A 23,182-nucleotide genomic window follows, 5' to 3' on the forward strand; every position below is an offset into this window, starting at 1 on the left:
GGCAGGGGACCCCAAAGAAAAACGCCGTGCCAGGGCTTCCCGGCACGGCGTTCATGTTCTCGGCGCTCCGTCACGCCCGGGGATCAGGCCTCGACGGTCGCCTCCTTCTTGGAGGAAGAGGGCACCCGGCAGCGCAGCTCCGTCTCGGCCTCGAGCGCCGCGAGGTTCTCTCGCATCGCCTTGGCCCACTTCGCCTTGGGCTGCTCCATCAGCTTCTCGTGCGCCATGTCGATGGTCTCGCTCAGCTCGTCGTCGCTGAGCTCGGAGGTCGTCTTCCCCTTGTAGGGGCCGAAGGCCACCACCGTCCCGGAGTTCTTGGGACGCGGCAGCTCGACAGCCGGCGCGGCCGGCGGCGCGGCCTGCTCCTCCGCCTTCGTCTCCTTCACGTCCTTCACGTCCTTCACGTCCATGGCGAGCTGCTGCGCCGACCCGTTGCCGGACTTCTCCTCCTTCGCCACGCCGGGCAGGGGAGGGAAGGACGCCTTGACCGGACCCGGCTTCGCTCCCAGCACCTCGTAGGTGCCGGTGCCCGTGGCGGGCGTCGGCTCCTCGTGGGCCACCGGCGTCTCGTACTCGTCCGCCGGCATCTCCTCGCGCACGTACAGGCCGCCGAAGGCCTCCGGGTACGCCTTGCGCAACGCCGCCACGCGCGCGCACTTCTCGATCATCGTCGTGGGGATCTTCGCCCACAGCGGCGTCTGCTGGACGTAGCCCGAGAAGTCCAGCCACACCACCACGGGCAGCTTTCCTTCACGCACCACGCGCGCCCAGGCGCCCACCAGCGCGCCCTTGCGCTTGGCCGGGTTGAAGCGGTGCACCACCTCTCCCTTGCCCTGGTCGACGATGATCTCGTCCTCCGCGTACACCGCGCTGGCCTGGATGCCCTTGAAGTCCGGGAAGCGCTCGGCTCGCGCCAGCATCCCCGCCTCCGAGGGCTGGAACTCGTACCGAGTCGTCCAGTTGGGCCGTTCCCGGCTGCCGGTGTTCTGCCTGCGGCCCACGCAGAACGCCTCCTTCAGCAGCGGGTCCAGCCCGGAGCGCTTGCACTGCTCGATGAAGAGCGTGAACTCGTCCTCTCCAATGCCCTTGGGGCAGATGGTCCGTCGGATGAGCTCCACGCGCTCGCGGCTCCAGGGCGACTGGGCCGCCGCGGTGTCCACCTTGTTCTGTGCTTCCGTCACTTTGCTTCTCCGTTCGAAAAGGCGGACGACCTCCGTCCGCCTGCCTGGCGTGCTGCGGTACGACCACGTCTCGAGGATGCTTCCGGTGATCCTCCCGGGGCGGGACGATCAGAGGCCGCAGCGTGGTTCAACAGATCCACGGGATCATGTGATCCCGAGGATCCGGGCCGCACGGCAGGCTGCTCACAGCCGGCCGGAGGGCGGACAGGCAGGCCTGGAACGGGGAATTGGGGCGGGGGTGCAAAAACGTTTTGACAGGACCGGCAGGCTTCTGTAGACACCGCCGCCATCTGAGGGGCGCGTCACCGCGTCGCTCGGGATGCCAATACGGGAGCGTAGCTCAATTGGCAGAGCAATGGACTCTTAATCCATAGGTTGTGGGTTCGATTCCCTCCGCTCTCACTCGTCGGGGTCCCTTCAGGAATGAAGGGGCCCCGACGTCTTTCCGGGGTCCTTCTCTCCACGTCGTCCAGGGCTCAACAGCCCGATCGTTTCGGAGTAGAAGGTCGCGGAGCAACGCCGGGCGGGTGGCGAAACTGGTAGACGCGCCAGACTTAGGATCTGGTACCGCAAGGTGTGAGGGTTCGAGTCCCTCCTCGCCCATTTCGCGTTGACCCGTCCGTGCGTATCCCCTAAACGCGCACCTCCCACTCACTTTTCTCATTCGGCGCTGGCGCGGCGGCCCCGCGCGGCGAGCGAGGCGTTCATGAAGGTCCAGGTCGAGGAGCTGTCTCCCATCGAGAAGAAGCTCTCCATCGAGGTCGACAGCGCGCGCGTGGCGGAGGAGCTGACGCGCGCCTACACGGCGATCGGCCGGCAGGTGCGGCTGCCCGGCTTCCGCCAGGGCAAGGTGCCCCGCCGCATCCTCGAGCAGAAGTTCCGCGAGCAGGTGGAGGACGACGTCATCCAGCGCGTGGTGCAGTCCGCCTACGTGGAGGCCATCACCCAGCACAAGATGGAGCCGGTCAGCCAGCCGCAGGTCACCAACTCCGGCCTCAAGCCCGGCACCCCCTTCACCTTCGAGGCCCGCGTCGAGGTCAAGCCGAAGGTGGAGGCCAAGGACTACAAGGAAGTGCCGCTCAAGAAGACCGAGACGGCGGTGGACGACGCCCAGGTCACCGAGCAGCTGGAGAAGCTGCGCCAGTCCTACAGCCGCGTGGAGCCGGTGACGGACCGGGACGTGGCGCGCGCGGGCGACCTCGCCACCGTGGACTACGAGGCCACCATCGACGGCCAGCCCTTCGAGGGCGGCAAGGAGGAGGGCTTCAACGCGGAGATCGGCGCGGGCGAGCTGGTGGAGGGCAAGATCGCCGCCCTGGAGGGCGTGAAGGTCGGTGACACCAAGGAGCTCGACTACGCCTACCCGCCCGACTTCCATCTGGAGCAGGCGAAGGGCAAGACGGCCCACTTCAAGCTCACCCTCAAGGGCCTGAAGCAGCGCATCGTCCCCGAGCTCAACGACGAGCTGGCCAAGGAGGTGGGCACCCAGGGCGTGGACGACCTGCGCGCCAAGGTGCGCTCCAACCTGGAGGCCACCCAGAAGTCCAAGGCCCAGGCGGACGACCGCGAGGCCCTCATCAAGACGCTCATCGAGCGCAACCCCTTCGAGGTGCCCAAGGCCATGGTGGAGCGCGCCATCGACTCCATGCTGGAGGGCGCGCTGCGTCAGATGCAGCGCTCCGGGCTGGACGTGCGCAACCTGGGCCTGGACTTCATGCGCCTGCGCGACGAGATGCGCGAGCGCGCCGTGCAGGAGGTGAAGGGCACGCTCCTGTTCGAGGCCATCGCCGAGAAGGAAGGCATCCAGGCGACCGACGCGGACATCGAGAAGAAGATCGAGGAGCTGGCGACCGAGTCCGGTCAGCCGGTGGCCAACATCCGCAAGTACTTCACCCGCCCGGATGACCGCATGGGGTTGAGCCTCCGACTGCGGGAAGAAAAGACCATTGAATTCCTGAAGGCTCAGGCGAAGTATTCTTAGACTCTTTCGCCGAGTTCCTCCGAGGTCGACACGACATGCCCTTCATGCCCATTCCCTACGTCATCGAGCAGACCCACCGGGGTGAGCGCTCGTACGACATCTACAGCCGGCTCCTGAAGGACCGCATCGTCATGCTCGGGACGGAGATCGACGACGACGTCTCCAACGCCATCGTCGCCCAGCTCCTCTTCCTGGAGTCCGAGGACCCGGACAAGGACATCAACCTCTACATCAACTCGCCCGGCGGCTCGGTGACCGCCGGCCTGGCCATCTACGACACCATGCAGTACGTGAAGTGTCCGGTGTCCACCATCTGCGTGGGCCAGGCGGCCTCCATGGGGGCCGTGCTCCTGCTCGCCGGCGCCAAGGGCAAGCGCTACGCGCTGCCCAGCGCGCGCATCATGATCCACCAGCCGCTGGGCGGGGTGCGCGGCCAGGCGACGGACATCGAGATCCAGGCCAAGGAAATCCTCCGGATGCGGGCCAAGCTCAACGAGCTCATCGTCAAGCACACCGGCCAGCCGCTCGAGCGGGTGGAGAAGGACACCGACCGCGACTACTTCATGGGAGCGGCCGAGGCCAAGGCCTACGGCATCCTGGATGAGATCCAGAACCCCAGGAAGCCGGGCGCCGCACCCAAGGACGAGAAGAAGTAGCCGCGCGCACCGCCGCGAGGCAGCCAGCCGGAGCCGCGGGAATGTGCCCCCGCGCCTCCGGCTTTCTGCTTCCTGCGGCCCGGCAAAAACGCTGTTAACTACCTCCCAGGTGAATGGACGTTCCGGCGCGGGGCTGACTAGATTGAGCCGGGGCCAGGGGTACGGACGGTTTTTGGAAGGTTTCTTCCAGAGAGGCGCAGCGAGGGCATCATGGCGGGCAAGAACGTGGAAAAGAGAGACAATCAGACCCTCTGCTGCTCCTTCTGCGGCAAGTCGCAGAAGGAGGTGAAGAAGCTCATCGCCGGGCCGACGGTGTACATCTGCGACGAGTGCATCGGCCTGTGCAACGACATCATCGCGGAGGAGATCGACCGCGAGGAGACCAAGGACACCAAGCTGCGGATTCCGCGGCCCAGCGAGATCAAGGCCATCCTGGACGAGTACGTCATCGGGCAGGACCGGGCCAAGAAGACGCTCTCGGTGGCGGTGCACAACCACTACAAGCGCATCGAGTCCAAGGTCCAGATGGACGACGTGGAGCTGCAGAAGAGCAACATCCTTCTGCTGGGCCCCACCGGTAGCGGCAAGACGCTGCTGGCGCAGACGCTGGCGCGTATCCTCAATGTCCCCTTCACCATCGCGGACGCCACGTGCCTCACCGAGGCCGGCTACGTGGGCGAGGACGTGGAGAACATCATCGTCAACCTGCTCCAGGCGGCCGACCACGACATCGAGCGCGCCCAGCGCGGCATCGTCTACATCGACGAGATCGACAAGATCGCCCGCAAGTCGGAGAACCCCTCCATCACCCGCGACGTGTCCGGCGAGGGCGTGCAGCAGGCCCTGCTGAAGATCATCGAGGGCACCATCGCCAACGTGCCGCCCAAGGGGGGCCGCAAGCACCCGCAGCAGGAGTTCCTGCAGGTGGACACGACGAACATCCTCTTCATCTGCGGCGGCGCCTTCGGCGGGCTGGAGCAGATCATCGAGCGGCGCCTGGGCGGCCGCAGCCTGGGCTTCGGCGCGGACATCCAGTCCAAGAAGCAGCGCAACCTCACCGAGCTGCTCAAGCACGTGGAGCCGGAGGACCTGCTGAAGTTCGGAATGATTCCGGAGTTCATCGGCCGCCTGCCCATCATCACCGCGCTGGAGGAGCTGGACGAGCCGGCGCTGATGAACATCCTCAGCATGCCGAAGAACGCGCTCACCAAGCAGTACCGCAAGCTCTTCGAGCTGGACGGGGTGACGCTCAAGTTCACCGAGGGCGCGCTCAAGGCCGTGGCCTCGGAGGCCATCCGCCGCAAGGCCGGCGCGCGCGGCCTGCGCTCCATCATCGAGAGCGCCATGCTGGACGTGATGTACGAGCTGCCGTCCCGCAAGACGGCCCGCGAGGTGCTCATCTCCGAGGAGGTCATCCTCAAGAAGAGCGAGCCCGTGGTGCTCTACGCCCACGACAAGGAAGAGCCCAAGAAGGAGTCCGCGTAACCCCTCACCCAGGGGCATGACGGGGCGCGTCAGGGACCGCTGGAGCGGCTCCGACGCGCCCTTGGTGTTTCCGGGGGCCGGAGGAGCGAGGCGCATTCGCTCCCTGTCTCCCCGGCCATGCAGGCCTTCATCCCGGACCGCACTTTTTGTGGGACGGGCGCGATCCTTCCTGTATCTGGATTCGACGATGAAGAGACTGCTCCTGTCCGTCTGGGTCCTGCTCGCCGCGTGTGCTGGCTCGAAGGAGGCAGCGCGCGAGGAGGCCGTCTCTTCTCCGCAAGGAGCGCAACGCATGAACTACCCGGCCACGCGCTCGGAGCCCATCGTGGACACCCTGCACGGCGTGCAGGTGGCGGACCCGTTCCGCTGGCTCGAGGACGAGAAGTCTCCCGAGGTTCAGGCGTGGATGAAGTCCCAGGACGCGCTCACCCGGCAGTGGCTGGGGCGCGTGCCGGTCCGCGAGGCGCTCGCCCGCCGCTTCCGTGAGCTGTTCTACGTGGAGTCCATCTCCGCGCCCATCCGCCGCGGCACCCGGTACTTCTACGCCCGGACCCACAAGGACAAGGAGAAGGCCGTCATCTACTGGCGCGAGGGCGAGAAGGGGGCCGAGAAGGTCCTGCTCGACCCGAACGCCTGGAGCCAGGATGGCACGGTGTCCCTGGGCGTCTGGAACCCCTCATGGGACGGGCGCAAGGTCGTCTTCGCCCAGCGGCCCAACGCCGCGGACGAGGCCGATCTCCACGTGCTCGACGTGGACAGCGGCGAGTGGTCCAGGGTGGACGTCATCCCCGGCGCCAAGTACGCCAGCCCCAAGTGGGCCCCGGACGGCAAGTCCTTCTATTACGAGTGGCTCCCGGTGGATGCGTCCATCCCCGTGGATCAGCGCCCGGGCTACACGGAGCTGCGCCACCACGTGCTGGGCACCGATCCGAAGAAGGACGCCGTGGTGCACCCGCGCCTGGGCGATCCGACGACGTTCCTCTTCGGGGACCTCAGCCGGGACGGGAAGTACCTCTTCGCCTACGTCATCCGCGGCTGGAGCGAGAACGACATCTACTGGAAGCGGGTGGGGGAGAAGGACTTCCGCCTGCTGGTGAAGGGCGAGGGCGCGAACTACTCGGTGCAGGCCTGGAAGGATCAGTTCTACGTCCTCACGGACGAGGGGGCGTCGCGCAAGCGCGTGTTCCGCGTCTCCCCGTCCCAGCCCGAGCGGGCGGCCTGGCAGCAGCTGCTCGCCGAGGATGCCGTGGCCTCCCTGGAGAGCCTGCAGATCGTCGGCGGCCACCTGGCGCTGGAGTACCTGCGGGACGCCGCCACCGAGCTGCGCCTCATCACGCTCGAGGGCAGGCCGGTGCGTACCGTGGCCCTGCCGGGCCTGGGCGCGGCCAGCAACCTGGTGGGCCTGGAGGACGCGGACGAGGCCTTCTTCGTCTTCAGCTCCTTCACCACCCCCAAGCAGGTGTACAAGACGTCCGTCGCCTCCGGGAAGGTGGAGCTGTGGGCGAAGGTGGAGCTGCCCGTGGACACCGAGCAGTACACGGTGCAGCAGGTCTTCTACCCGTCCAAGGACGGCACGAAGGTCCCCATGTTCCTGGTGCACCGCAAGGACCTGAAGCGGGACGGGGAGCGGCCCACGCTGCTGTACGGGTACGGCGGCTTCAACCAGAACATGCAGCCCTCCTTCCGCTCCAGCATCCTTCCGTGGCTGGACGCGGGCGGGGTGTACGCGGTGGCCAACCTGCGCGGCGGCGGTGAGTACGGCAAGGCCTGGCACGAGGCCGGCCGCCTGCTCCGCAAGCAGAACGTCTTCGACGACTTCCACGCCGCGGCCGAGTACCTGGCGCGCGAGAAGTACACACGGCCGGGCAGGCTGGCGATCCACGGCGGCAGCAACGGGGGCTTGCTCGTGGGCGCGGCGATGACGCAGCGGCCGGAGCTCTATGGCGCGGTGGTGTGCTCGGTGCCCCTGCTGGACATGGTGCGCTACCACCAGTTCGGCAGTGGGAGGACGTGGGTGCCCGAGTACGGGTCGGCGGAGACCCCGGAGCAGTTCAAGGTGCTCTACGCCTACTCGCCCTATCACGCCCTGAAGGCCGGAGTGCGCTACCCTCCGCTGTTGATGATGTCGGCGGACCACGATGACCGGGTGGACCCCATGCATGCGCGCAAGTTCGTGGCGGCGGTGCAGAGCCTTGCCGGGCAGACGGCCCCGGCGCTGTTGCGCATCGAGTCCAACGCGGGGCACAGCGGGGCCGACCAGGTCGCCAAGGCGATCGAGTCCAGCGCGGACCTGTTCGCCTTTCTCTTCCAGACCTTTGAAATGACAGGCCCGGCCGGTGGAGCGACGGCAGAGGCCCGCTGAAGAAGCAAGCGGACGCTCGATGGTGGAGGGCTGTTCCCTTGATGGCACGCCCCTGCTCCCCAACCTTTAGCCGGGGAACGCTGGGGACACTCACCGTGTTATAGAACCGTCTTTGTATCTCGTCCGTCTGCCGAGCTGGCAGGCGGGCTGGCAACTCACTAGGGACTTGCGACTCCGGTCGGCAAGCAGGCAGGTGGCGAGCAAATGTTCTTCGGACGTGACGACAAGAAGGATGAAAAGAAGCGGGGACTGACCGTTCCGCTCCTGCCCCTTCGGGACATCATCGTGTTCCCGCACATGGTGGTGCCGCTGTTCGTCGGCCGGGAGAAGTCGATCGCGGCCCTCAAGGACGCGATGGCGCACAAGGGCCCTGATGACAAGGCCGTCATCCTCCTGGCCGCGCAGAAGAAGGCCAAGACGAACGACCCGACTCCCGACGACATCTTCCACTTCGGCACCATCGGCCATGTCATCCAGCTGCTGCCGCTGCCGGATGGCACGGTGAAGGTGCTGGTAGAGGGCGTGCGCAGGGCGAAGGTGAAGAAGTTCCAGCCCAACGACGCCTTCTTCATGGTGGAAGTGGAGGAGGTGGAGGAGCAGTCCGAGAAGTCCGTGGAGCTCGAGGCGCTGGTGCGCAGCGTGCACTCGGTCTTCGAGGCCTTCGTCAAGCTCAACAAGCGGATTCCGCCCGAGATGCTGATGCAGGTGGCCAGCATCGACGACCCGGCGCGGCTGGCGGACACCATCGTCGCCCACCTGTCGCTGAAGCTGAACGACAAGCAGGCGCTGCTCGAGACGGAGAGCCCGGCCAAGCGGCTGGAGAAGCTCTACGAGCTGATGCAGGGCGAGATCGAGATCCTCCAGGTGGAGAAGAAGATCCGCACCCGCGTCAAGAAGCAGATGGAGAAGACCCAGAAGGAGTACTACCTGAATGAGCAGATGCAGGCCATTCAGAAGGAGCTGGGCGAGCGGGACGAGTTCAAGAACGAGATCCAGGAGATCGAGGAGAAGCTCAAGAACAAGCGGATGAGCAAGGAGGCCACGCTCAAGGTCAAGAAGGAGCTGAAGAAGCTCCGGATGATGAGCCCGATGAGCGCCGAGGCCACCGTCGTCCGCAACTACATCGACTGGATCATCAGCCTGCCCTGGTACGAGGAGACCCAGGACCGCCTGGACGTCACCGAGGCCGAGCGGGTGCTCAACGAGGACCACTACGGGCTGAAGAAGCCCAAGGAGCGCATCCTCGAGTACCTGGCCGTGCAGCAGCTGGTGAAGAAGCTCAAGGGCCCCGTGCTGTGCTTCGTGGGGCCTCCGGGCGTGGGCAAGACGTCGCTGGCTCGCTCGATTGCCCGGGCCACCGGCCGCAAGTTCGTGCGCCTGTCGCTGGGCGGCGTGCGTGACGAGGCGGAGATCCGTGGCCACCGCCGCACGTACATCGGCGCGATGCCGGGCAAGCTCATCCAGAGCCTGAAGAAGGCGGGCAGCAACAACCCCGTCTTCCTGCTGGACGAGATCGACAAGATGTCCACCGACTTCCGTGGCGACCCGAGCGCGGCGCTGCTGGAGGTGCTGGACCCCGAGCAGAACCACAACTTCAATGACCACTACCTGGACCTCGACTACGACCTGTCCAAGGTGATGTTCATCTGCACCGCGAACACGATGCACAACATCCCCGGTCCGCTGCAGGACCGCATGGAGGTCATCCGCATCGCGGGCTACACCGAGCCGGAGAAGCTCAGCATCGCGCGGCGCTACCTGATCCCCAAGGAGCAGGAGGCCAACGGGCTGCTCGAGCTGAAGGTGGACTTCACCAACGACGCGCTGCGGACCATCATCCACCGGTACACGCGCGAGTCCGGCGTGCGCTCGCTGGAGCGTGAGATCGGCGGCGTGTTCCGGAAGATCGCTCGCGACGTGCTGAAGAACGGCAAGCGCGACATCAACGTGGACCGCAAGCAGGCGATGAAGTTCCTGGGCACGCCGCGCTACCGCTACGGGGTGGCCGAGCGTGAGGACCAGGTGGGCATCGTCACCGGCCTGGCGTGGACGGAGATGGGAGGAGAGATCCTCACCACCGAGGCCACGGTCATGCCGGGCAAGGGCAAGCTCATCATCACCGGCAAGCTGGGCGAGGTGATGCAGGAGTCCGCTCAGGCGGCCATGTCCTACGTGCGCTCGCGCGCCGACCGGTTCGGCATCGACCGGAAGGTGTTCGAGAACTACGACATCCACGTCCACCTGCCCGAGGGCGCCATCCCGAAGGACGGTCCGTCCGCCGGTGTCACCATGTGCACCGCGCTGGTGTCCGCGCTCACCAAGGTAGCGGTGCGCAAGGACGTGGCGATGACGGGCGAAATAACCCTGCGTGGGCGCGTGCTGCCCATCGGCGGCCTGAAGGAGAAGACCCTGGCGGCGCACCGCGCCGGCATCAAGACGGTCCTCATCCCCAAGGCGAACAAGAAGGATCTCAAGGACATCCCGAAGAAGATCCGCTCGCAGCTGCGCATCATCCCCGTGGAGTTCGTGGACGACGTGCTCCGCGTGGCGCTGGTGCTGGAGAAGCCGGAGGAGTTCGGCCGCAAGCCCGCGGGTGATGGGCTGAAGGTGCCGGCCGTCGCCGAGACGCAGCCGGCTCCGGCGGGCGCCCCGGCGTAGCGAGGGCTTCGAAGGAAGGTTTGCATCGCAGGGGCTGTCGCGGCGTCTTCCGCGGCAGCCCTTTTTTTCGCGGGGGAGCATGCTCCCTGGGCTTCGCGGGGCTTTCGAGGTGAGCCATGACGCCTCTGTCGGATGCGAGCCCGGTGTCGAAGCCCGAGGAGGCTCCCGTCGCCGCCCTGAAGGAAGTCTCCTCCGCGGAGGTTCCCTCGTTCGCCCCCGGCGCTTCATGGAGGAGTGGGTCACCGGCCAGCCTGAGACGCTCAACCCCTTGCGCTTCATGGGGGGGCTCTACTTCGTGGTGCAGTGGGCGGGCGCACGCTTCAATCGGGTGTGGTGGTGGTGGTCCGCCATTGCCGCGTCCGTCGCCGTCGTCATGACCATCGTGCTGCTGCTGGCCGCGATCGTCATGCTGGCCAAGGTGGGGTTGTTGGACCTGAGCAGCGTGCGCGCTGCTCGGGCGAACCCAGGTGTCATGGCGCCTCGAGTCTGTCGGACCTCACCGTGGAGGCGGGGAGGTTGGCTGGGTGCCTGGCGGGGGCCTCCGTGCGTGAGCCGCGGATTCGCGGACGGCGTTCTTTTTGGGCCCGGGCGCGGTAGAACTCGCGCCGGTGGCTTCCCGACCTCGATTCGTGCTGGCGCTCATGGGGCTGTGGCTCGCCGCGGCCTGTGGGCCGTGCGGCTTCCAGCCCGACCCCGGCATCAAGGTCGTCGTCCCCGCCATGCCCACCACGCTGGACTGGAGCTTCTCGGACCCCGCCAGCTGGGCGAACTACCCCGTCATGCTCGCCACCCAGAAGGGGCTGACGACGCTCGGGACGGACAACTCCGTGCAGCCGGGCCTCGCCGAGCGCTGGGAGCGGGAGCGCGACGCCCAGGGGCACGAGGTCTACACCTTCCATCTTCGCTCGGACGTGCGCTGGTCGGATGGCGTCACTCCGCTCACCGCCCAGGACTTCGTCTTCGGGTGGCGCCGCGCCATGCTCGGTCGCGAGCGCGGGGAGACGGCGGAGATCCTCGGCGCCCGGGAGGTGCTGAATCTGCAGGAGCGCGGTGCTCCCGCCGAGGAGGTCCGCGCGGCGCTCGAGCGCACGGGCGTGGAGGCGGTGGATCCGCACACCCTGCGCGTGACGCTGGAGCGGCCTCGCAGCTACTTCCTGTCCCGCCTGGCCAACGTCTACCTGTTCTTCCCCGCGCCCTCCGCGGAGCTCGCGGGTCGGTCCGACGAGGAGATCAAGGACTACTTCGATCGGCCGCGGGACGGGCGGCCCCTGTCGCTCGGGCCGTACCGTGTGGAGCGCTGGGACCGGGCCGGCGAGCGCGTGCGGCTGGTGCACAACCCCGCCTCGGCCTTCCAGCCGCCGCTCGGGCCTGGAGAGCAGCCGGCGCCCATCGTGACGCTGATGAAGTCGGAGATCGGCACGGCCCTCTATGAGCGCGGCCGGGTGGACTTCGTCTTCATCGACAGCGCGCTGGCGCTGCGTGGGAAGCGCCCGGAGGACCTGCACTACGAGCCGCTGCTCTCCACCTACTTCCTGGTCTTCAACACCGAGCGCCCGCCGCTGAACCGGCCGGAGGTGCGGCGCGCCATTGCCCGTGCCCTGGACCGGGACGCGCTACTGGCGGGGCTGCTGCCCGCCGTGCGGCCCTCGAACGTGCTCCTGCCGCCCGAGCTGCCCGGCGCCGCGACTGCCGAGGAGGCCGCGCGCCTGCCGCACTTCGAGCCGGAGAGCGCGCGCGAGGAGCTGCGCGGAGCTCCGGGCCTGGATCGCCCGCTGCGCCTCGTCTTCAAGGCCGGGGACTCCTTCGTTCCGGAGGTGGCCATCGCCGAGCGCATCGCCGCGCAGCTCGCCGCCGTGGGCATCACGGTGACGCTCGACTCGCGGTCGGACTTCTCGGCCGAGGTGGCCCGGCGCACGCCGGAGGGGCCTCGCGCCTACGACATGTACCTGCGCCGGCTGGGCGCGGACTACGCCCACCCGAACACCTTCTTCACGCTCTTCGAGCGCGAGGGGAACCACCAGTCCGGCTGGGAGACTCAGGGCGGTGGCGAGCCCATGGCGCGCTTCGAGCGGCTGCTCGAGGAGGCTGACGCGGAGGCCGATGCCGAGCGGGCTCGCTCGCTGTACGCCCAGGCCCAGCAGGTCCTGGTGGATGAGCAGGCCGTCATTGCTCCGCTGTACCACCCGGACCGGTACTACCGCGCTCGCTCCCAGCTGCGCGGCCTGGACGTGGACCCGTTCAACTTCCTCGCCTTGAAGTCCCTCCGGCTCGCGCCCGAGGCGGGGCAGGGGAGTGCCCAGCGATGAGGCAGCTCCTCGTCCGTGTGGGACGGCAGCTCGTGCTCGTCCCCATCGTCGCGCTGGCCTCGTACTTCCTCATGGCCAGCCTGCCGCTCACCGTCGAGGAGGACAACAAGCGCCAGGTGTCCCCGGAGCTGGCGGCCTCCTATCGGAGGGATCTCGGCATTGGCGAGCCCCTGGGCTTCCTGCGCCCCTGGCAGAAGCTCTTCCGAGGCGAGCGGCTGGGCACGAGCGCCCAGGGCGTCACGGGCGACGAGCTGCTGCTCAAGCTCTCCGGCAGCGTCGGCGTCGGGCTGGTGGCGCTGGCGCTCGCGCTCGTCTGGGCGATGGGCTTTGCCCTGCTCAAGAACCGCTGGCGGCGGGGACGACTCTCCGTCCTGGGCGATGCCGTGCCGGCGATGGCCTTCGGGACGCCCGTCTTCATCCCCGCGCTCCTGCTGGCCCCCACTGTCGTCGAGCGGGGACACATGCTGCCCGAGCTGACGGCCGCGCTCGTCATCTCCGTGTGGCCCGGTGTCTTCCTCGGCACGCTGCTCGGGGACGCGCTGGAGACCGAGCTGGCTCGCGACTACGTCCGCACCGCCGCCAGCAAGGGCCTCTCGCGTGGCGTGGTGCTCCGCCGCCACGTCCTGCCCAACGTGCTGCCCGCGCTGCTGGATGCCATCGGCCCCGTGGCCACCGCGCTGCTCGCGGGCTCCTTCGCCGCCGAGCGCGTCTTCGGCCTGCCGTACTTCGGCCAGCTCTACGTGCTCGCCGTGCTCCAGAAGCAGGTGGCTGTCGTCGTGGTGGCCACCACCGTCTTCGCCTCGGTGCTCGTCACCGTGGGGCTCGTGGTGGAGATCGTCCGGCTCATCGTGGATCCGCGCGCCCGGGAGTCCCGGACATGAGGCGCATCCCCGCTCAGGCGTGGGTCGGGCTGGCCCTGCTGGGCGGCCTCGGCGTGCTCAGCCTGCTCGCGGGACGCGTCTTTCCCGAGGTGCTCGCGGGCACCTGTCCCCTCGGCAACGACCCGACCCACCCCGATCGAACGGTGTGCGAGCTCGCGTTCGGGGGCCTGTGGATCTCACTCGCCATCGGGCTGTCGGCGGGGGCGCTCTCCACCGGCATCGGACTGGTCGTGGCGGCCGTGGCCCGTCTGGCCGGTGGAACCCTGGAGCGCTGGGTGATGCGCCTGGCCGATGCCTTCTTCGCGCTCCCGGACGTGCTCGTCGTCATGGTGCTCCAGCTCGCCGGCCAGTCCCTGCTGGACGCAGGCAGCGGGGCGGGCCTGGGCCCCTTCGGGCTCATGGTCGTCTCCCTGGCGCTCGTGGGCTGGGCCGGCCCGGCGCGCATGTTCCGCAACCGCCTGGACACCCTCGAGGGCCAGGAGTTCGTGGCCGCCTCGCGCGCGCTCGGAGGCAGCGGCGCTCACGTGCTGCGCGTCCACCTGTGGCCCGCGCTGCGCCCCTTCGTCCTCGCCGTCTTCCTCAGCCGACTGCCCGCCGCCATCCTCGCCGAGTCCACCGTCAGCTTTTTCGGCATCGCCCGCATGGAGCCCATGTCCCTGGGCCGCTACCTGGGCACCAGCTACGCGGCGCTCATCTACGAAGGTGGCTCCCGCGTCGTCATTCCCGCCTGGCTGCTCCTCGTGCTGCTGGTGCTCGGTGCCTCGCTCGCCTCCCAGGCGCTGGCCACCCGCACGCGCCAGGCCTGAGGTCGCCCCCAACCTATCGGCCTGCCTCGGGTTTCCACCCCAGGTGAGAGGAATTCCCAGTGTGCGTGAGCGGGTTCCCCCAACGCACACCACTCTTGTCCACCGAGCCCGAGCCATGTCCCTCCCGACCGATGAACTCTCCATTGCCACCGGGTCCACGCAGGCAGGCCCCGAGCGGCGCAACGATGAGCTGAAGCTCGAGCCGGTCCGCGGCGCGGTGCTCGTCGTCGAGGACGATCCCTCCAGCCGCGAGCTGCTCGTCGAGCTGCTCACCCAGTGGGGCTACGAGCCGCTCCCGGTGGGCAGCGCCGAGGAGGCCGAGTTCGCCGTGCGCAACAAGCGCATGGACGCCGCCATCGTGGACGTCTTCCTGCCCGGCCGCAGCGGCGCCACGCTGATGTCCCGCCTGCGCGAGCGCTTCCCCCAGGCCATCCTCATCGGTGTGAGCGCGATGAGCGACGCGGCCATGGCGCGCAAGTGCAAGGGGCTGGGGGCGGACCTCTTCATCGGCAAGCCGGTGATGCCGGACAAGCTGGCCCAGGCGCTCCAGTCCAAGCACACCAGCTGGCACTGAGTGCGGCCGCTCTGTCTTCCATCCGCAGGTCAGCTCGTTTGGGCACCGAGGGGTGAGATAACCGGTTGCACGCCCCTGCCCGAACGGTCGATGCTGGCCCCGTGAAGACGCTCGCTCCCGGCTTGCTTCTGGCGATGCCCCAGCTCGGGGATCCCAACTTCCACCGCTCGGTCGTCCTGATGATCGAGCACGGGGATGGGGGCTCCATGGGCCTGGTCATCAATCGAGGGGCGCCCCTGACGCTCGGTGAGCTGGCGAAGGGGCAGAACATGAAGATCTCCGTCGAGCGCACCCCGGAGCCCGTCTTCGTCGGCGGGCCCGTGGAGCCTCACCGGGGCTTCATCCTCCACGACGACGAGTCCATCTCCGAGAAGCACACCGTGCTTCCCGGCCTGTTCCTGAGCGTCACGCTGGACGCCCTGGCCCCGCTGCTGGAGAACCCCACGCCCCGCGTGCGCTTCTGCCTGGGCTATGCCGGCTGGGGGCCCCGGCAATTGGAGCAGGAGATGAAGACGGGCTCCTGGCTGTTCGCCGAGGCGACGGCCAAGGCCATCCTCGAGAGCAACCCCTCCCAGCTCTGGGATGAGACGGTGCGGGGGATGGGCTTCGACCCGGCAATGCTCATGGTGGGAAAGGGGCTGCACTGATGCTGGACCCAGAGAACATTCGCGAGCGCATCCTCGGGGCCCTGCCCGGCTCCGAGGTCGAGGTGCGGGACACCACGGGCACGGGCGACCACTTCGAGGCCGTCGTGGCCAGCCCGGCCTTCACCGGCAAGCCCATGGTGCAGCAGCACAAGCTCGTCTATGCCGCCGTCCAGGACTGGCTGGGCACGGGCGAACTGCACGCGCTGGCGCTAAAAACCTATACGCCCGAGCAATGGAAGAAGCTCGGGCCTCGCTGAGGAAGGACCCGACCCATGACGCCTGAACTCAAGTCTCGCTTCGACGAGGAGATCCGCTCCCACAAGATCGTCCTCTTCATGAAGGGCAACGCCATGTTCCCGCAGTGCGGCTTCTCCGCCCGGGCCCTGCAGCTGCTGCAGCCCCTGGGCGAGGTGCACACGGTGGACGTGCTGGCCGACCCCGAGGTGCGCCAGGGCATCAAGGACTACACGAACTGGCCCACCATCCCCCAGGTCTTCATCAACGGGGAGTTCATCGGCGGCTCGGACATCCTCATGGAGCTGGCCGAGCGCGGCGAGCTGGCCGACCTCGTGGCCGGCAAGAAGGCCGAGGGCTGAGCCCTCTGAGGCGCACAGTTCGCCACAGTGGCGTCCCTTGTCCGATCGGGTGAGGGACGACGGCCCGCGCGTTCGGACATAGAATGCGCGGCCGTGGCTACTGCGACACCTCCCGTACCTGGTGAGCCGACCGGAACTCCTGAGCCGACGCCGGCCGCCGCTCCTTCGAACAGTCTCTCCAACACGCTGACCGCCGAGTCCGCGCTGACGCCCGCCGCGCCCGCGCTCGAGGCGAGGCCGGCGGACCCGGACGACGCCGTCCCCACGGCGAAGACGGGCACGCTGATGGAGCGCGTGCAGGAGTGGCGCAAGAAGAACGAGCTGCTGGAGATGGCGGCGTTCTTCTTCATCGGCTTCATCTACGACGTCGTCACGCTCAGCCGCATCGACGACACGCTCACCATGGTGCAGCAGTTCGTGTACCTGGGGGTGCTGGCCACGCTGCTGGTGCTGGAGCAGCGCCACCCGGAGGGCACGGAGCCGCCCAAGGCGCTGGCGAAGGTGTGGAAGTGGCGCGAGGACGCCATCCACTTCTTCTTCGGAAGCCTGCTCAGCTCCTACACGCTGTTCTTCTTCAAGAGCGCCTCCGGCCTGACGGCGTTCCTCTTCCTGGTGCTCATGTTCGGGCTGATGGTGGCCAACGAGCTGCCGCACTTCCGGCAGATCGGGCCCGTGGTGCGCGTGGCGCTCTTCAGCCTGTGCGTCAGCATGTACTTCTCGTACGTGCTGCCCGTCGTCATCGGCAAGGCGAACTTCTGGGTGTTCCTGCTGGCGCAGGTGCTCGCGGGCGGGGCCATCTTCGGAGTGATGAAGCTGCTGCGGCGGTGGAACGTGCTGGATCAGCTCCAGGCGATCCGCCAGATCGCCCTGCCGGGCTTCGGCGTGCTGGTGGCGCTGCTGCTCTTCTTCGTGGTGCGCGTGCTGCCGCCGGTGCCGCTGGCCGTGACGTTCAGCGGCATCTACCACGCGGTGGAGAAGAAGGGCGGGGCGTACCACCTCTCCCATCAGCCGAAGTGGTGGAAGTTCTGGCACAAGGGTGACCAGGACTTCGCCGCGCGCCCGGGAGACAAGGCGTACTACTTCTTCAGCATCTTCGCGCCCAAGGGCTTCGACTCGTACAGCGTCAACGTGCGCTGGTACCACGATCATCCCAGCAAGGGGTGGACGAACGTCAGCACCGTGCCGCTGAAGATCCTGAACAAGGGGATCGAGCGCGGCTACCGCACCTTCGCCTATACCTCCAACCCCAAGCCGGGTGACTGGCGCGTGGTGGTGGAGACGGAGGATGGCCACGAGATCAGCCGCCTGAGCTTCTCCGTCGAGGAGGACACGAGCGCCGAGCCCCGCCAGTTCGAGGTGTTCGTCCACGATCCGGACAAGAAGCCGGAGCCCGTGGCGCAGAAGAAGTAGCGCGCCTCAGGCGGCGGTGGCGGCGGTGGCGGGCTTCTTCATCAGCGCCTCCTCGGAGACGCTCTGGGGCTCGTCGGACCAGAAGCGCTCCCACTGGGGGCGCAGCGCCCGCGCATCCTGCCGCCCCTGCTCGATGAGGATGTCCGCGAAGCCTCCGTCGAAGAGCAGGTAGGAGGCCATGTCCGCCTCGCGCGAGGCCTCGCGCTCCACCAGCCGCAGGATGGCGCGGTGGGCCAGCCCGCTGCTGCTGCGACGGAACTCGGCCGTCCGGACGTACTCGGCGGCCAGCTCGCCCAGATCCCTCGAGGGCCGCACCAGCAATTCCCGCACGTAGCGCACCGGCTGGCTGCGGTGCGGGTGCACCGCCGAGCTGAGCACCTCCGCGAAGCCCGGCCCGTACGCCGCCGTGCCCGCCTCGAGGATGGCGTTGAGCCGCCGCAGCCGGCCCAGGTCCTGGTCGGTGCGGTCCGTCATCAGCATGTTGAGCATCTTGCCCACGAGGAAGGGCGCGCTGGCGACGGCCTCCTCGCGCGCCTTCACGGTGGCGCCCGTGGCGGCGGGGCCCGCCTTGGCCCGCGGGCTGGGCCGCATGGAGACGACGATGACGCGCTGGGCGCCCAGCCGCAGCGCCGGGCTGATGGGGACGTTGAGCCGCAGGCCTCCGTCCACGTGCAGCTGCCCGCGGACGCGGACCGCCGGGAAGACCACGGGGATGGCCGCCGAGGCCAGCGCGTGGTTGGGGCCGATGCGCGTGGCCACCGCGCGGTACTCGGGATCATCGCTCCACTGGGGGATGGTGCCGTCCCCGCGCTGGACGAAGACGGTGGCGTTGCCCGTGCCCACGTGCGTGGCGCTGACGGCCAGGGCCTCCATGTGGCCCTTGCGCAGGTTGCGGCCGATCTGCAGCCAGGGGATGCCTCGGCCCACCAGGGCGCGCAGCCCGCGCGGATCCACCAGCCCGCCGTACTGGATGTCCCGGTCGTGGGGCGAGGGCTTGCTGAGGGCCTCGCGGATGATCCGGAAGACGTCTCCGAAGCTGCAGCGGAGCACCTCCTCCACCTTCATCGCATGCCAGTGCGCGACGAGGCCTCGGGCCTGGAGGAGGCGATCGTGGCTCGTCGCCGCCAGGTAGCACGCGTGGATGGCTCCCACGGAGGTGCCCGCGAGGATGTCCAGCTTCAGCTCCTTGCCGAACTGAGGCTCGAACTCCTCTCGGAGGTAGGAGAGCACTCCCGCCTCATAGGCGCCTCGCGCCGCCCCGCCCGCAAGCACCAGTCCTGTCTTCATCCCGCTCGTCATGGCCGCCGTCCCTGTGGGGAGAGTCTACGGCGAGCGCCGGCGGGACCGGGAGAGGGGCGGTCTCCCAGGAACCTGCCTGGAAAGCGGGGAGGGTGGCTTGACAGCGAGCCAGGTGCCTCCCCGGCCCGGGGCCTGGGCGCTACTGCTTGGGAGCGGGTGGGGTGGCGGGGGCGGCGCCAGGGCTCTGCTCCGCCTGGGCCTCGGCCAGGGCCTTGAGCATCTCCGCGCGCCGGATCTTCTGCTCTTCCTTCTCCACCTGCGTGGCCTCGGCCTCGATGCGCAGGGTGTCCAGGCCCGTCTCGAAGTCCTTGCCGAGCATCGCGTCCGTGTCCATGAAGAGCGAGGCGGCCTTGGCCATGAAGTCGCGCTGGCCCTCCAGCGTCCACGTCACCGTCGCGCCCTCGGCGGCCGGCTTGATCGTCAGGGACGTCATGCTGGTGGACGCCAAGGGCTTGAAGCGCTCGAGCTTGATGCGGACGAACTCGTCCTTGCGGCTCTCCACGAGCGTCATCCGCCCCTCACCCACCTTGTCGTTGCCCGCCCAGGCGTAGACCGCGCCCTCGCCCAGCACGGGCCCGTCGTAGGTGCGCTTCATCTCCAGGTCCAGGTAGTTCCACGGGGACCAGTCGGCCCAGCGGTAGAAGCTGTTGACGAAGGGGAAGATGTACTTCGGGCTGGCCTTCATCGTGAGGCTGCGCTCCACGGTGTAGGTGGAGGGTCGCGAGGCGATGAAGCCCACCACCGCCAGCAGCGCGGCGACGAGGCCCAGGAGCAGCTTCTTGAGCATGGTGTTTCCGGAAGGAGCGAGCAGGTGCGGGAGTGATCGTGGGCCAGCGCGCGCCCGCACTCAAGGGGGAGATGGCGCCCGTGCCCGTGGCCGCGCCCTCGAAGGTGCGCCGTGGGTCCTCCGAGGGGCTCCTACCCAAGGAGCCGGGTGCCTCGTAGAGGAGGTGGGTGGCTCTCCCCAGGCCTCCCCGGGGGCGGGCCGCCGGGAGCGGGGGAGCAGGCTGCACCTTCGCAAGGCCCTGGAAGGAGGGCCCTTTGTCGATCCGGCCGCTGGCTTGCGATAGTGTTCGCTAACCAGCTATGTTAGCCGGCCAGATTCCAACCCTGGAGTTCACGTGTAGCGCTGGATGAGCGGTGCGGGGGGCACCCGCGACCTACTCCGCAGGTCTGCTTCCCTTCCCTGCTCATTCAGGCGCCTGTTTGCAAGCGCGAAGTTCAACAGCCCCCTGTTTCCAGCGTGCCATCGGTCCAGCCCTCATGACTCGGATGCCTCTCCGCCCAAGTGCACTCGGTGCACTTCTAATGCTGCCCCTGCTGTCGTCGTGCAACCTCATCGACGTCGCCGACTCCGAGCAAACCACCTCGGGACGTGGCGCGAAGGTGTTCGACCCCTACCAGGCGTCGAACTCGGGAGCGATCCGGCTCAGCCTGCAGTACATCAACGGCTGCGCCTGGACTCCGAACGGGGGCTTCATCTCGAAGAACTCGATGAACATCCCCTACCCGACGGTATGCGACGATCCGGATCCGCTCGTCGGCTCGGTGTTCGCGGAGACCACGCCCAAGGTGCCGCCCAGGTCGAAGCTGTACCTGCTGTCCAACACCACCTACTTCCTCAACCAGTTCGCCGTCACGGACGTCATCACCGGCAAGCACCGGAACCCGGCGGACCTCACCGACTCCATCCAGTGGATGAAGACGCAGTCGCGCTTCAAGAACCTGGACTGGAGCGGCCTGGGGCAGGTGCAGGACGAGTGGACCTTCAACAAGGGCTACCCGCAGGCGTTCGCGGACAGCTGGTCGCGCAGCGTCTACTTCGACAACGCGGCCTGGCGGCGCGTGAAGGACGACACCTTCCTGATCGAGGTGCTCGACGTGGACGGGACGGTGCGCGCCTCGCAGACGTACTCCCGCGAGGACTTCATGGTGGAGTCGCCGTACTCGGGGCACTCGCGCATCGCCTGGAGCATGGGCGGCGTGCTCCCGCCGCTCTACCCGGGCGACAACACGATCCGTCCCGTGGAGCCCAAGCCGGGCATGCTGCCGGGCGGCGCCGGCTTCCGCTCCATCGTCCGCATGGACATGTTCGGCAGCACCAACCCGTTCAAGACGTTCAAGACGCCGGACCTGCGCGGTGACGGCGCCATCAAGGTGACGTGGAGCCAGCTGCCCGGCGAGCCCTTCTTCTTCCCGGTGACGTTCCTGGCGCACAGCGACTCGCAGAGCGATCTGCCGACCAACTGCTACGACGACGCCAACAACCCCAGGGCGTGCGGCTTCGGCCTCGAGCCGAGCGTGACGTTCGTCACGCCGGCCAACGGCAAGTTCTACGTGCCGGGCGAGACGCTCAACGCCTTCATCGAGTTCAAGGACAACGACGGCAACCGCCTGCACTCGACGGAGGAGATGCCCAACGGCCCGGAGATCTTCTCGGATCAGGCCACCGGCCTGCTGGCGGTGTGGTCCAACTTCTTCAACAACATCACCGAGCAGGACAACGTGGCGGACCTGGTGATCGGCGGGCCGCTGCAGAACTTCAAGGTGAACAGCGACGTGCTCGGCGGGTCTCCGGACTACTACAAGCCGGACTTCAGCTTCCCGATCTTCGAGAACGGCATCACCACGCACCTGGTGCCCACGCTGTGGACGTACAAGCGCTCCACGCGCTACGCCATCGAGATCCCCGCGGACGCCAAGCCCGGCACGTACGTGGCCTTCCTGAAGGCCACGCGCTACTGGATGGGCGAGCGCGTGTCGCGCAACCAGCCCTTCTTCTTCCAGGTGGGCCAGGAGGAGCTGACGACGTACCCGGCGCGGGTGGGCAACTGCCAGATCTGCCACCGCGGCGTGCTCTCCCTGGACAACCTGCGCCACGGCCTGTCGGTGGACCACGTGGAAGGCTGCAAGGTGTGCCACGACAGCGAGAGCGACGGTGACGCGCGCACCCAGGAGATCATCCACCGCATCCACATGCGCTCGCCCAAGTACCCGATGGCGAAGAACGACTGCACGGTGTGCCACCTGGTCAAGGAGAGCGCGGTCCGGCCGAGCATCACCACGTGCCGCACGTGCCACCCGTCGCTGCACGACAACCAGTACTGGCAGGCCGCGTTCACCCAGCGTGGCGAGCCCAACCGCTACGGCAACTGCGCCCAGGCCTGCCATGCAGAGTCCTCGACGCCCAAGGCCCACATCCTTCCCGACAACTGAGAGCCCAGCCCGCCATGCACAGAGCCATTCGCTACGGAATCACCCTGGGTGCACTCCTGCTGGGAGCTGGCTGCGAGAACCAGGCCGAAGCTCCCACGGAGTCCTCCTTCATCCCCCGGCCGAAGTACGTCTCCGTCGAGCAGGCCTCGCCGATGCTCACCACGCGCGTGGCTGGCTACGCGCTGGATCCGGAGGCCTTCTTCCTGAGCATCGCCAGCTGCCAGGCGCCGGCGTGCCCGCTGCCGCCGTTCCTGCTGGACAACAACCCGCTGTTCCTGCGCTCGGTGGTGCGGGGCGCGCCCATCACGGTGGCCGACCCGCTGTCCAGCCCCGCGCAGGTCGCGCCGCTGGCGAGCACGGATCCGCTGGGCATCTGGACGCTGCGGGCCGTGCCGAGCCGCAAGGAGCCGTACTTCCCCATCGCCCCGCAGCGCCAGGGCGCGCTGCCCTCGCCGACGGAGGATCTGTTCCCGGGGCTGCCGCCCATTCCGCCGACCAACTACCAGCGGACGGTGACGCTGCGCCCGGTCAAGACGGTGAACGCGGACTGCTTCGCCATCGAGGCGGCCGTCATCGGTGACAGCGGCATCACCCAGGCGATCGCCAAGTTCCTGACGACCAAGAGTGGTACGCCCGTGACGGTGGCCGACCTGCTCGACCCGACGAAGTACGGGGGCGTGGTCATCGTGTGGAACTACTTCCCGGGCTTCCCGTACGGCCGCATCCCGGGTGACGGCACCACGGTGGAGGCGAGCGCGGGCCAGGTGCTGAGCATCGAGTGGGCGCCTCCGGGCGTGCTGCCGCCGCCGGTGGCCGAGGCGCTGCAGTCGATGCGTGGCTTCTTCGTCAACGAGGCCGCGCCGGTGAGCAGCCTGGGCATCTCCGCGGTGCTGCTGCCGCCCACCGTCTCGCTGACCCAGGAGGTGACGTACACGCCGAGGGATCCGGGCAAGGACGCGCCGACGAACGCCGCGCTGCGCAGGCCGTGGGTGCACCGCCCGCTCAAGGCGGTGCCGATGCCCGGCTACATCACCTTCATGCCCGCCCAGTTCGAGCACGCGGACGGTCCGATCACGCCGTACACGCCGCTGACCAACTGCATCTCCAAGTGAGGATGCGTCTCG

19 protein-coding genes and 2 tRNA genes are annotated in these 23,182 nt (G+C 68.1%); 17 read left to right on the plus strand and 4 right to left on the minus strand.

All coding sequences use genetic code 11. From position 1 onward, the window contains the following. Positions 1-83: 83 nt before the first annotated feature. On the minus strand, positions 84-1,181 hold the full coding sequence (gene bet, locus KY572_RS15510; RefSeq protein WP_224243397.1) for a phage recombination protein Bet: 1,098 nt from the start codon (positions 1,179-1,181) through the stop codon (positions 84-86). A gap of 329 nt (positions 1,182-1,510) precedes the next feature. On the opposite strand from bet, the gene KY572_RS15515 reads away from it, so the two are divergent. The 7 genes from KY572_RS15515 (at position 1,511) to lon (ending at position 10,323) form a co-directional block, all read left to right on the plus strand. After that, a tRNA-Lys gene (locus KY572_RS15515) sits at positions 1,511-1,583 on the plus strand. Between the two features lie 119 nt (positions 1,584-1,702). After that, positions 1,703-1,784 (plus strand) — tRNA-Leu (locus KY572_RS15520). Positions 1,785-1,887: 103 nt separating this feature from the next. Further along, a complete protein-coding gene (tig, locus tag KY572_RS15525) occupies positions 1,888-3,162 on the plus strand; it encodes a trigger factor (RefSeq protein ID WP_224243398.1) in 1,275 nt (424 codons plus the stop codon). Between the two features lie 35 nt (positions 3,163-3,197). Continuing rightward, on the plus strand, positions 3,198-3,818 hold the full coding sequence (gene clpP / locus KY572_RS15530; protein ID WP_224243399.1) for an ATP-dependent Clp endopeptidase proteolytic subunit ClpP: 621 nt from the start codon (positions 3,198-3,200) through the stop codon (positions 3,816-3,818). A 210-nt stretch (positions 3,819-4,028) separates the two neighbouring features. Next, on the plus strand, positions 4,029-5,303 hold the full coding sequence (gene clpX / locus KY572_RS15535; RefSeq protein ID WP_224243400.1) for an ATP-dependent Clp protease ATP-binding subunit ClpX: 1,275 nt from the start codon (positions 4,029-4,031) through the stop codon (positions 5,301-5,303). A gap of 292 nt (positions 5,304-5,595) precedes the next feature. After that, positions 5,596-7,665: a prolyl oligopeptidase family serine peptidase gene (locus KY572_RS15540; protein ID WP_224243823.1), complete on the plus strand. Its 2,070-nt coding sequence runs from the start codon at positions 5,596-5,598 to the stop codon at positions 7,663-7,665. A gap of 204 nt (positions 7,666-7,869) precedes the next feature. Then, on the plus strand, positions 7,870-10,323 hold the full coding sequence (lon, locus tag KY572_RS15545) for an endopeptidase La (protein ID WP_224243401.1): 2,454 nt from the start codon (positions 7,870-7,872) through the stop codon (positions 10,321-10,323). A 288-nt stretch (positions 10,324-10,611) separates the two neighbouring features. Here the strand turns inward: lon and KY572_RS15550 are convergent, their stop codons facing one another. After that, positions 10,612-10,797, minus strand: coding sequence for a hypothetical protein (locus tag KY572_RS15550; RefSeq protein WP_224243402.1), 186 nt, complete (start codon positions 10,795-10,797; stop codon positions 10,612-10,614). Positions 10,798-10,964: 167 nt separating this feature from the next. On the opposite strand from KY572_RS15550, the gene KY572_RS15555 reads away from it, so the two are divergent. The 8 genes from KY572_RS15555 to KY572_RS15590 all read left to right on the plus strand — a co-directional run bounded on the left by KY572_RS15555 (position 10,965) and on the right by KY572_RS15590 (position 17,543). Further along, entirely contained in the window at positions 10,965-12,629 is a 1,665-nt protein-coding gene (locus tag KY572_RS15555) for a peptide ABC transporter substrate-binding protein (RefSeq protein WP_224243824.1), read from the plus strand. Next, positions 12,626-13,510: an ABC transporter permease subunit gene (locus KY572_RS15560; RefSeq protein WP_224243403.1), complete on the plus strand. Its 885-nt coding sequence runs from the start codon at positions 12,626-12,628 to the stop codon at positions 13,508-13,510. Before KY572_RS15555 ends, KY572_RS15560 begins: the two co-directional genes overlap by 4 nt. Continuing rightward, a complete protein-coding gene (locus KY572_RS15565; RefSeq protein WP_224243404.1) occupies positions 13,507-14,316 on the plus strand; it encodes an ABC transporter permease in 810 nt (269 codons plus the stop codon). The genes KY572_RS15560 and KY572_RS15565 overlap by 4 nt, the downstream gene beginning before the upstream one ends. A gap of 115 nt (positions 14,317-14,431) precedes the next feature. Further along, complete coding sequence (locus KY572_RS15570) at positions 14,432-14,890, plus strand: response regulator (protein WP_224243405.1); 459 nt, start codon at positions 14,432-14,434, stop codon at positions 14,888-14,890. 101 nt (positions 14,891-14,991) lie between these two features. Continuing rightward, entirely contained in the window at positions 14,992-15,537 is a 546-nt protein-coding gene (locus tag KY572_RS15575) for a YqgE/AlgH family protein (protein ID WP_224243406.1), read from the plus strand. Then, positions 15,537-15,794, plus strand: coding sequence for a BolA family protein (locus KY572_RS15580; protein WP_224243407.1), 258 nt, complete (start codon positions 15,537-15,539; stop codon positions 15,792-15,794). The genes KY572_RS15575 and KY572_RS15580 overlap by 1 nt, the downstream gene beginning before the upstream one ends. 15 nt (positions 15,795-15,809) lie before the next feature. Then, on the plus strand, positions 15,810-16,133 hold the full coding sequence (gene grxD, locus KY572_RS15585) for a Grx4 family monothiol glutaredoxin (protein ID WP_224243408.1): 324 nt from the start codon (positions 15,810-15,812) through the stop codon (positions 16,131-16,133). A 93-nt stretch (positions 16,134-16,226) separates the two neighbouring features. After that, complete coding sequence (locus tag KY572_RS15590; protein ID WP_224243409.1) at positions 16,227-17,543, plus strand: DUF2914 domain-containing protein; 1,317 nt, start codon at positions 16,227-16,229, stop codon at positions 17,541-17,543. Positions 17,544-17,549: 6 nt separating this feature from the next. On the opposite strand, the gene KY572_RS15595 is transcribed toward KY572_RS15590, so the two are convergent. Together KY572_RS15595 and KY572_RS15600 are read right to left on the minus strand one after the other, a co-directional pair. Further along, complete coding sequence (locus KY572_RS15595) at positions 17,550-18,830, minus strand: patatin-like phospholipase family protein (RefSeq protein ID WP_224243410.1); 1,281 nt, start codon at positions 18,828-18,830, stop codon at positions 17,550-17,552. Positions 18,831-18,981: 151 nt separating this feature from the next. Further along, positions 18,982-19,629, minus strand: coding sequence for an SRPBCC family protein (locus KY572_RS15600; RefSeq protein ID WP_224243411.1), 648 nt, complete (start codon positions 19,627-19,629; stop codon positions 18,982-18,984). A 521-nt stretch (positions 19,630-20,150) separates the two neighbouring features. Here KY572_RS15600 and KY572_RS15605 point away from each other — a divergent pair. Then, the gene (locus KY572_RS15605) at positions 20,151-22,058 is read left to right on the plus strand and encodes a hypothetical protein (RefSeq protein ID WP_224243412.1); all 1,908 of its coding nucleotides are present in this window, start codon (positions 20,151-20,153) and stop codon (positions 22,056-22,058) included. 14 nt (positions 22,059-22,072) lie between these two features. Continuing rightward, entirely contained in the window at positions 22,073-23,170 is a 1,098-nt protein-coding gene (locus KY572_RS15610) for a hypothetical protein (RefSeq protein ID WP_224243413.1), read from the plus strand. Positions 23,171-23,182: the final 12 nt, after the last annotated feature.

It is taken from the genome of Hyalangium gracile, assembly GCF_020103725.1.
GTDB lineage: Bacteria > Myxococcota > Myxococcia > Myxococcales > Myxococcaceae > Hyalangium > Hyalangium gracile.

Coding starts and splice junctions, on each gene's coding strand:
- tig (WP_224243398.1), top strand. CDS start 1,888: ATGAAGGTCCAGGTCGAGGAGCTGTCTCCCATCGAGAAGAAGCTCTCC.
- clpP (WP_224243399.1), top strand. CDS start 3,198: ATGCCCTTCATGCCCATTCCCTACGTCATCGAGCAGACCCACCGGGGT.
- clpX (WP_224243400.1), top strand. CDS start 4,029: ATGGCGGGCAAGAACGTGGAAAAGAGAGACAATCAGACCCTCTGCTGC.
- KY572_RS15540 (WP_224243823.1), top strand. CDS start 5,596: ATGAACTACCCGGCCACGCGCTCGGAGCCCATCGTGGACACCCTGCAC.
- lon (WP_224243401.1), top strand. CDS start 7,870: ATGTTCTTCGGACGTGACGACAAGAAGGATGAAAAGAAGCGGGGACTG.
- KY572_RS15550 (WP_224243402.1), bottom strand. CDS start 10,797: ATGACACCTGGGTTCGCCCGAGCAGCGCGCACGCTGCTCAGGTCCAAC.
- KY572_RS15555 (WP_224243824.1), top strand. CDS start 10,965: ATGGGGCTGTGGCTCGCCGCGGCCTGTGGGCCGTGCGGCTTCCAGCCC.
- KY572_RS15560 (WP_224243403.1), top strand. CDS start 12,626: ATGAGGCAGCTCCTCGTCCGTGTGGGACGGCAGCTCGTGCTCGTCCCC.
- KY572_RS15565 (WP_224243404.1), top strand. CDS start 13,507: ATGAGGCGCATCCCCGCTCAGGCGTGGGTCGGGCTGGCCCTGCTGGGC.
- KY572_RS15570 (WP_224243405.1), top strand. CDS start 14,432: ATGTCCCTCCCGACCGATGAACTCTCCATTGCCACCGGGTCCACGCAG.
- KY572_RS15580 (WP_224243407.1), top strand. CDS start 15,537: ATGCTGGACCCAGAGAACATTCGCGAGCGCATCCTCGGGGCCCTGCCC.
- grxD (WP_224243408.1), top strand. CDS start 15,810: ATGACGCCTGAACTCAAGTCTCGCTTCGACGAGGAGATCCGCTCCCAC.
- KY572_RS15595 (WP_224243410.1), bottom strand. CDS start 18,830: ATGAAGACAGGACTGGTGCTTGCGGGCGGGGCGGCGCGAGGCGCCTAT.
- KY572_RS15600 (WP_224243411.1), bottom strand. CDS start 19,629: ATGCTCAAGAAGCTGCTCCTGGGCCTCGTCGCCGCGCTGCTGGCGGTG.
- KY572_RS15605 (WP_224243412.1), top strand. CDS start 20,151: ATGCTGCCCCTGCTGTCGTCGTGCAACCTCATCGACGTCGCCGACTCC.
- KY572_RS15610 (WP_224243413.1), top strand. CDS start 22,073: ATGCACAGAGCCATTCGCTACGGAATCACCCTGGGTGCACTCCTGCTG.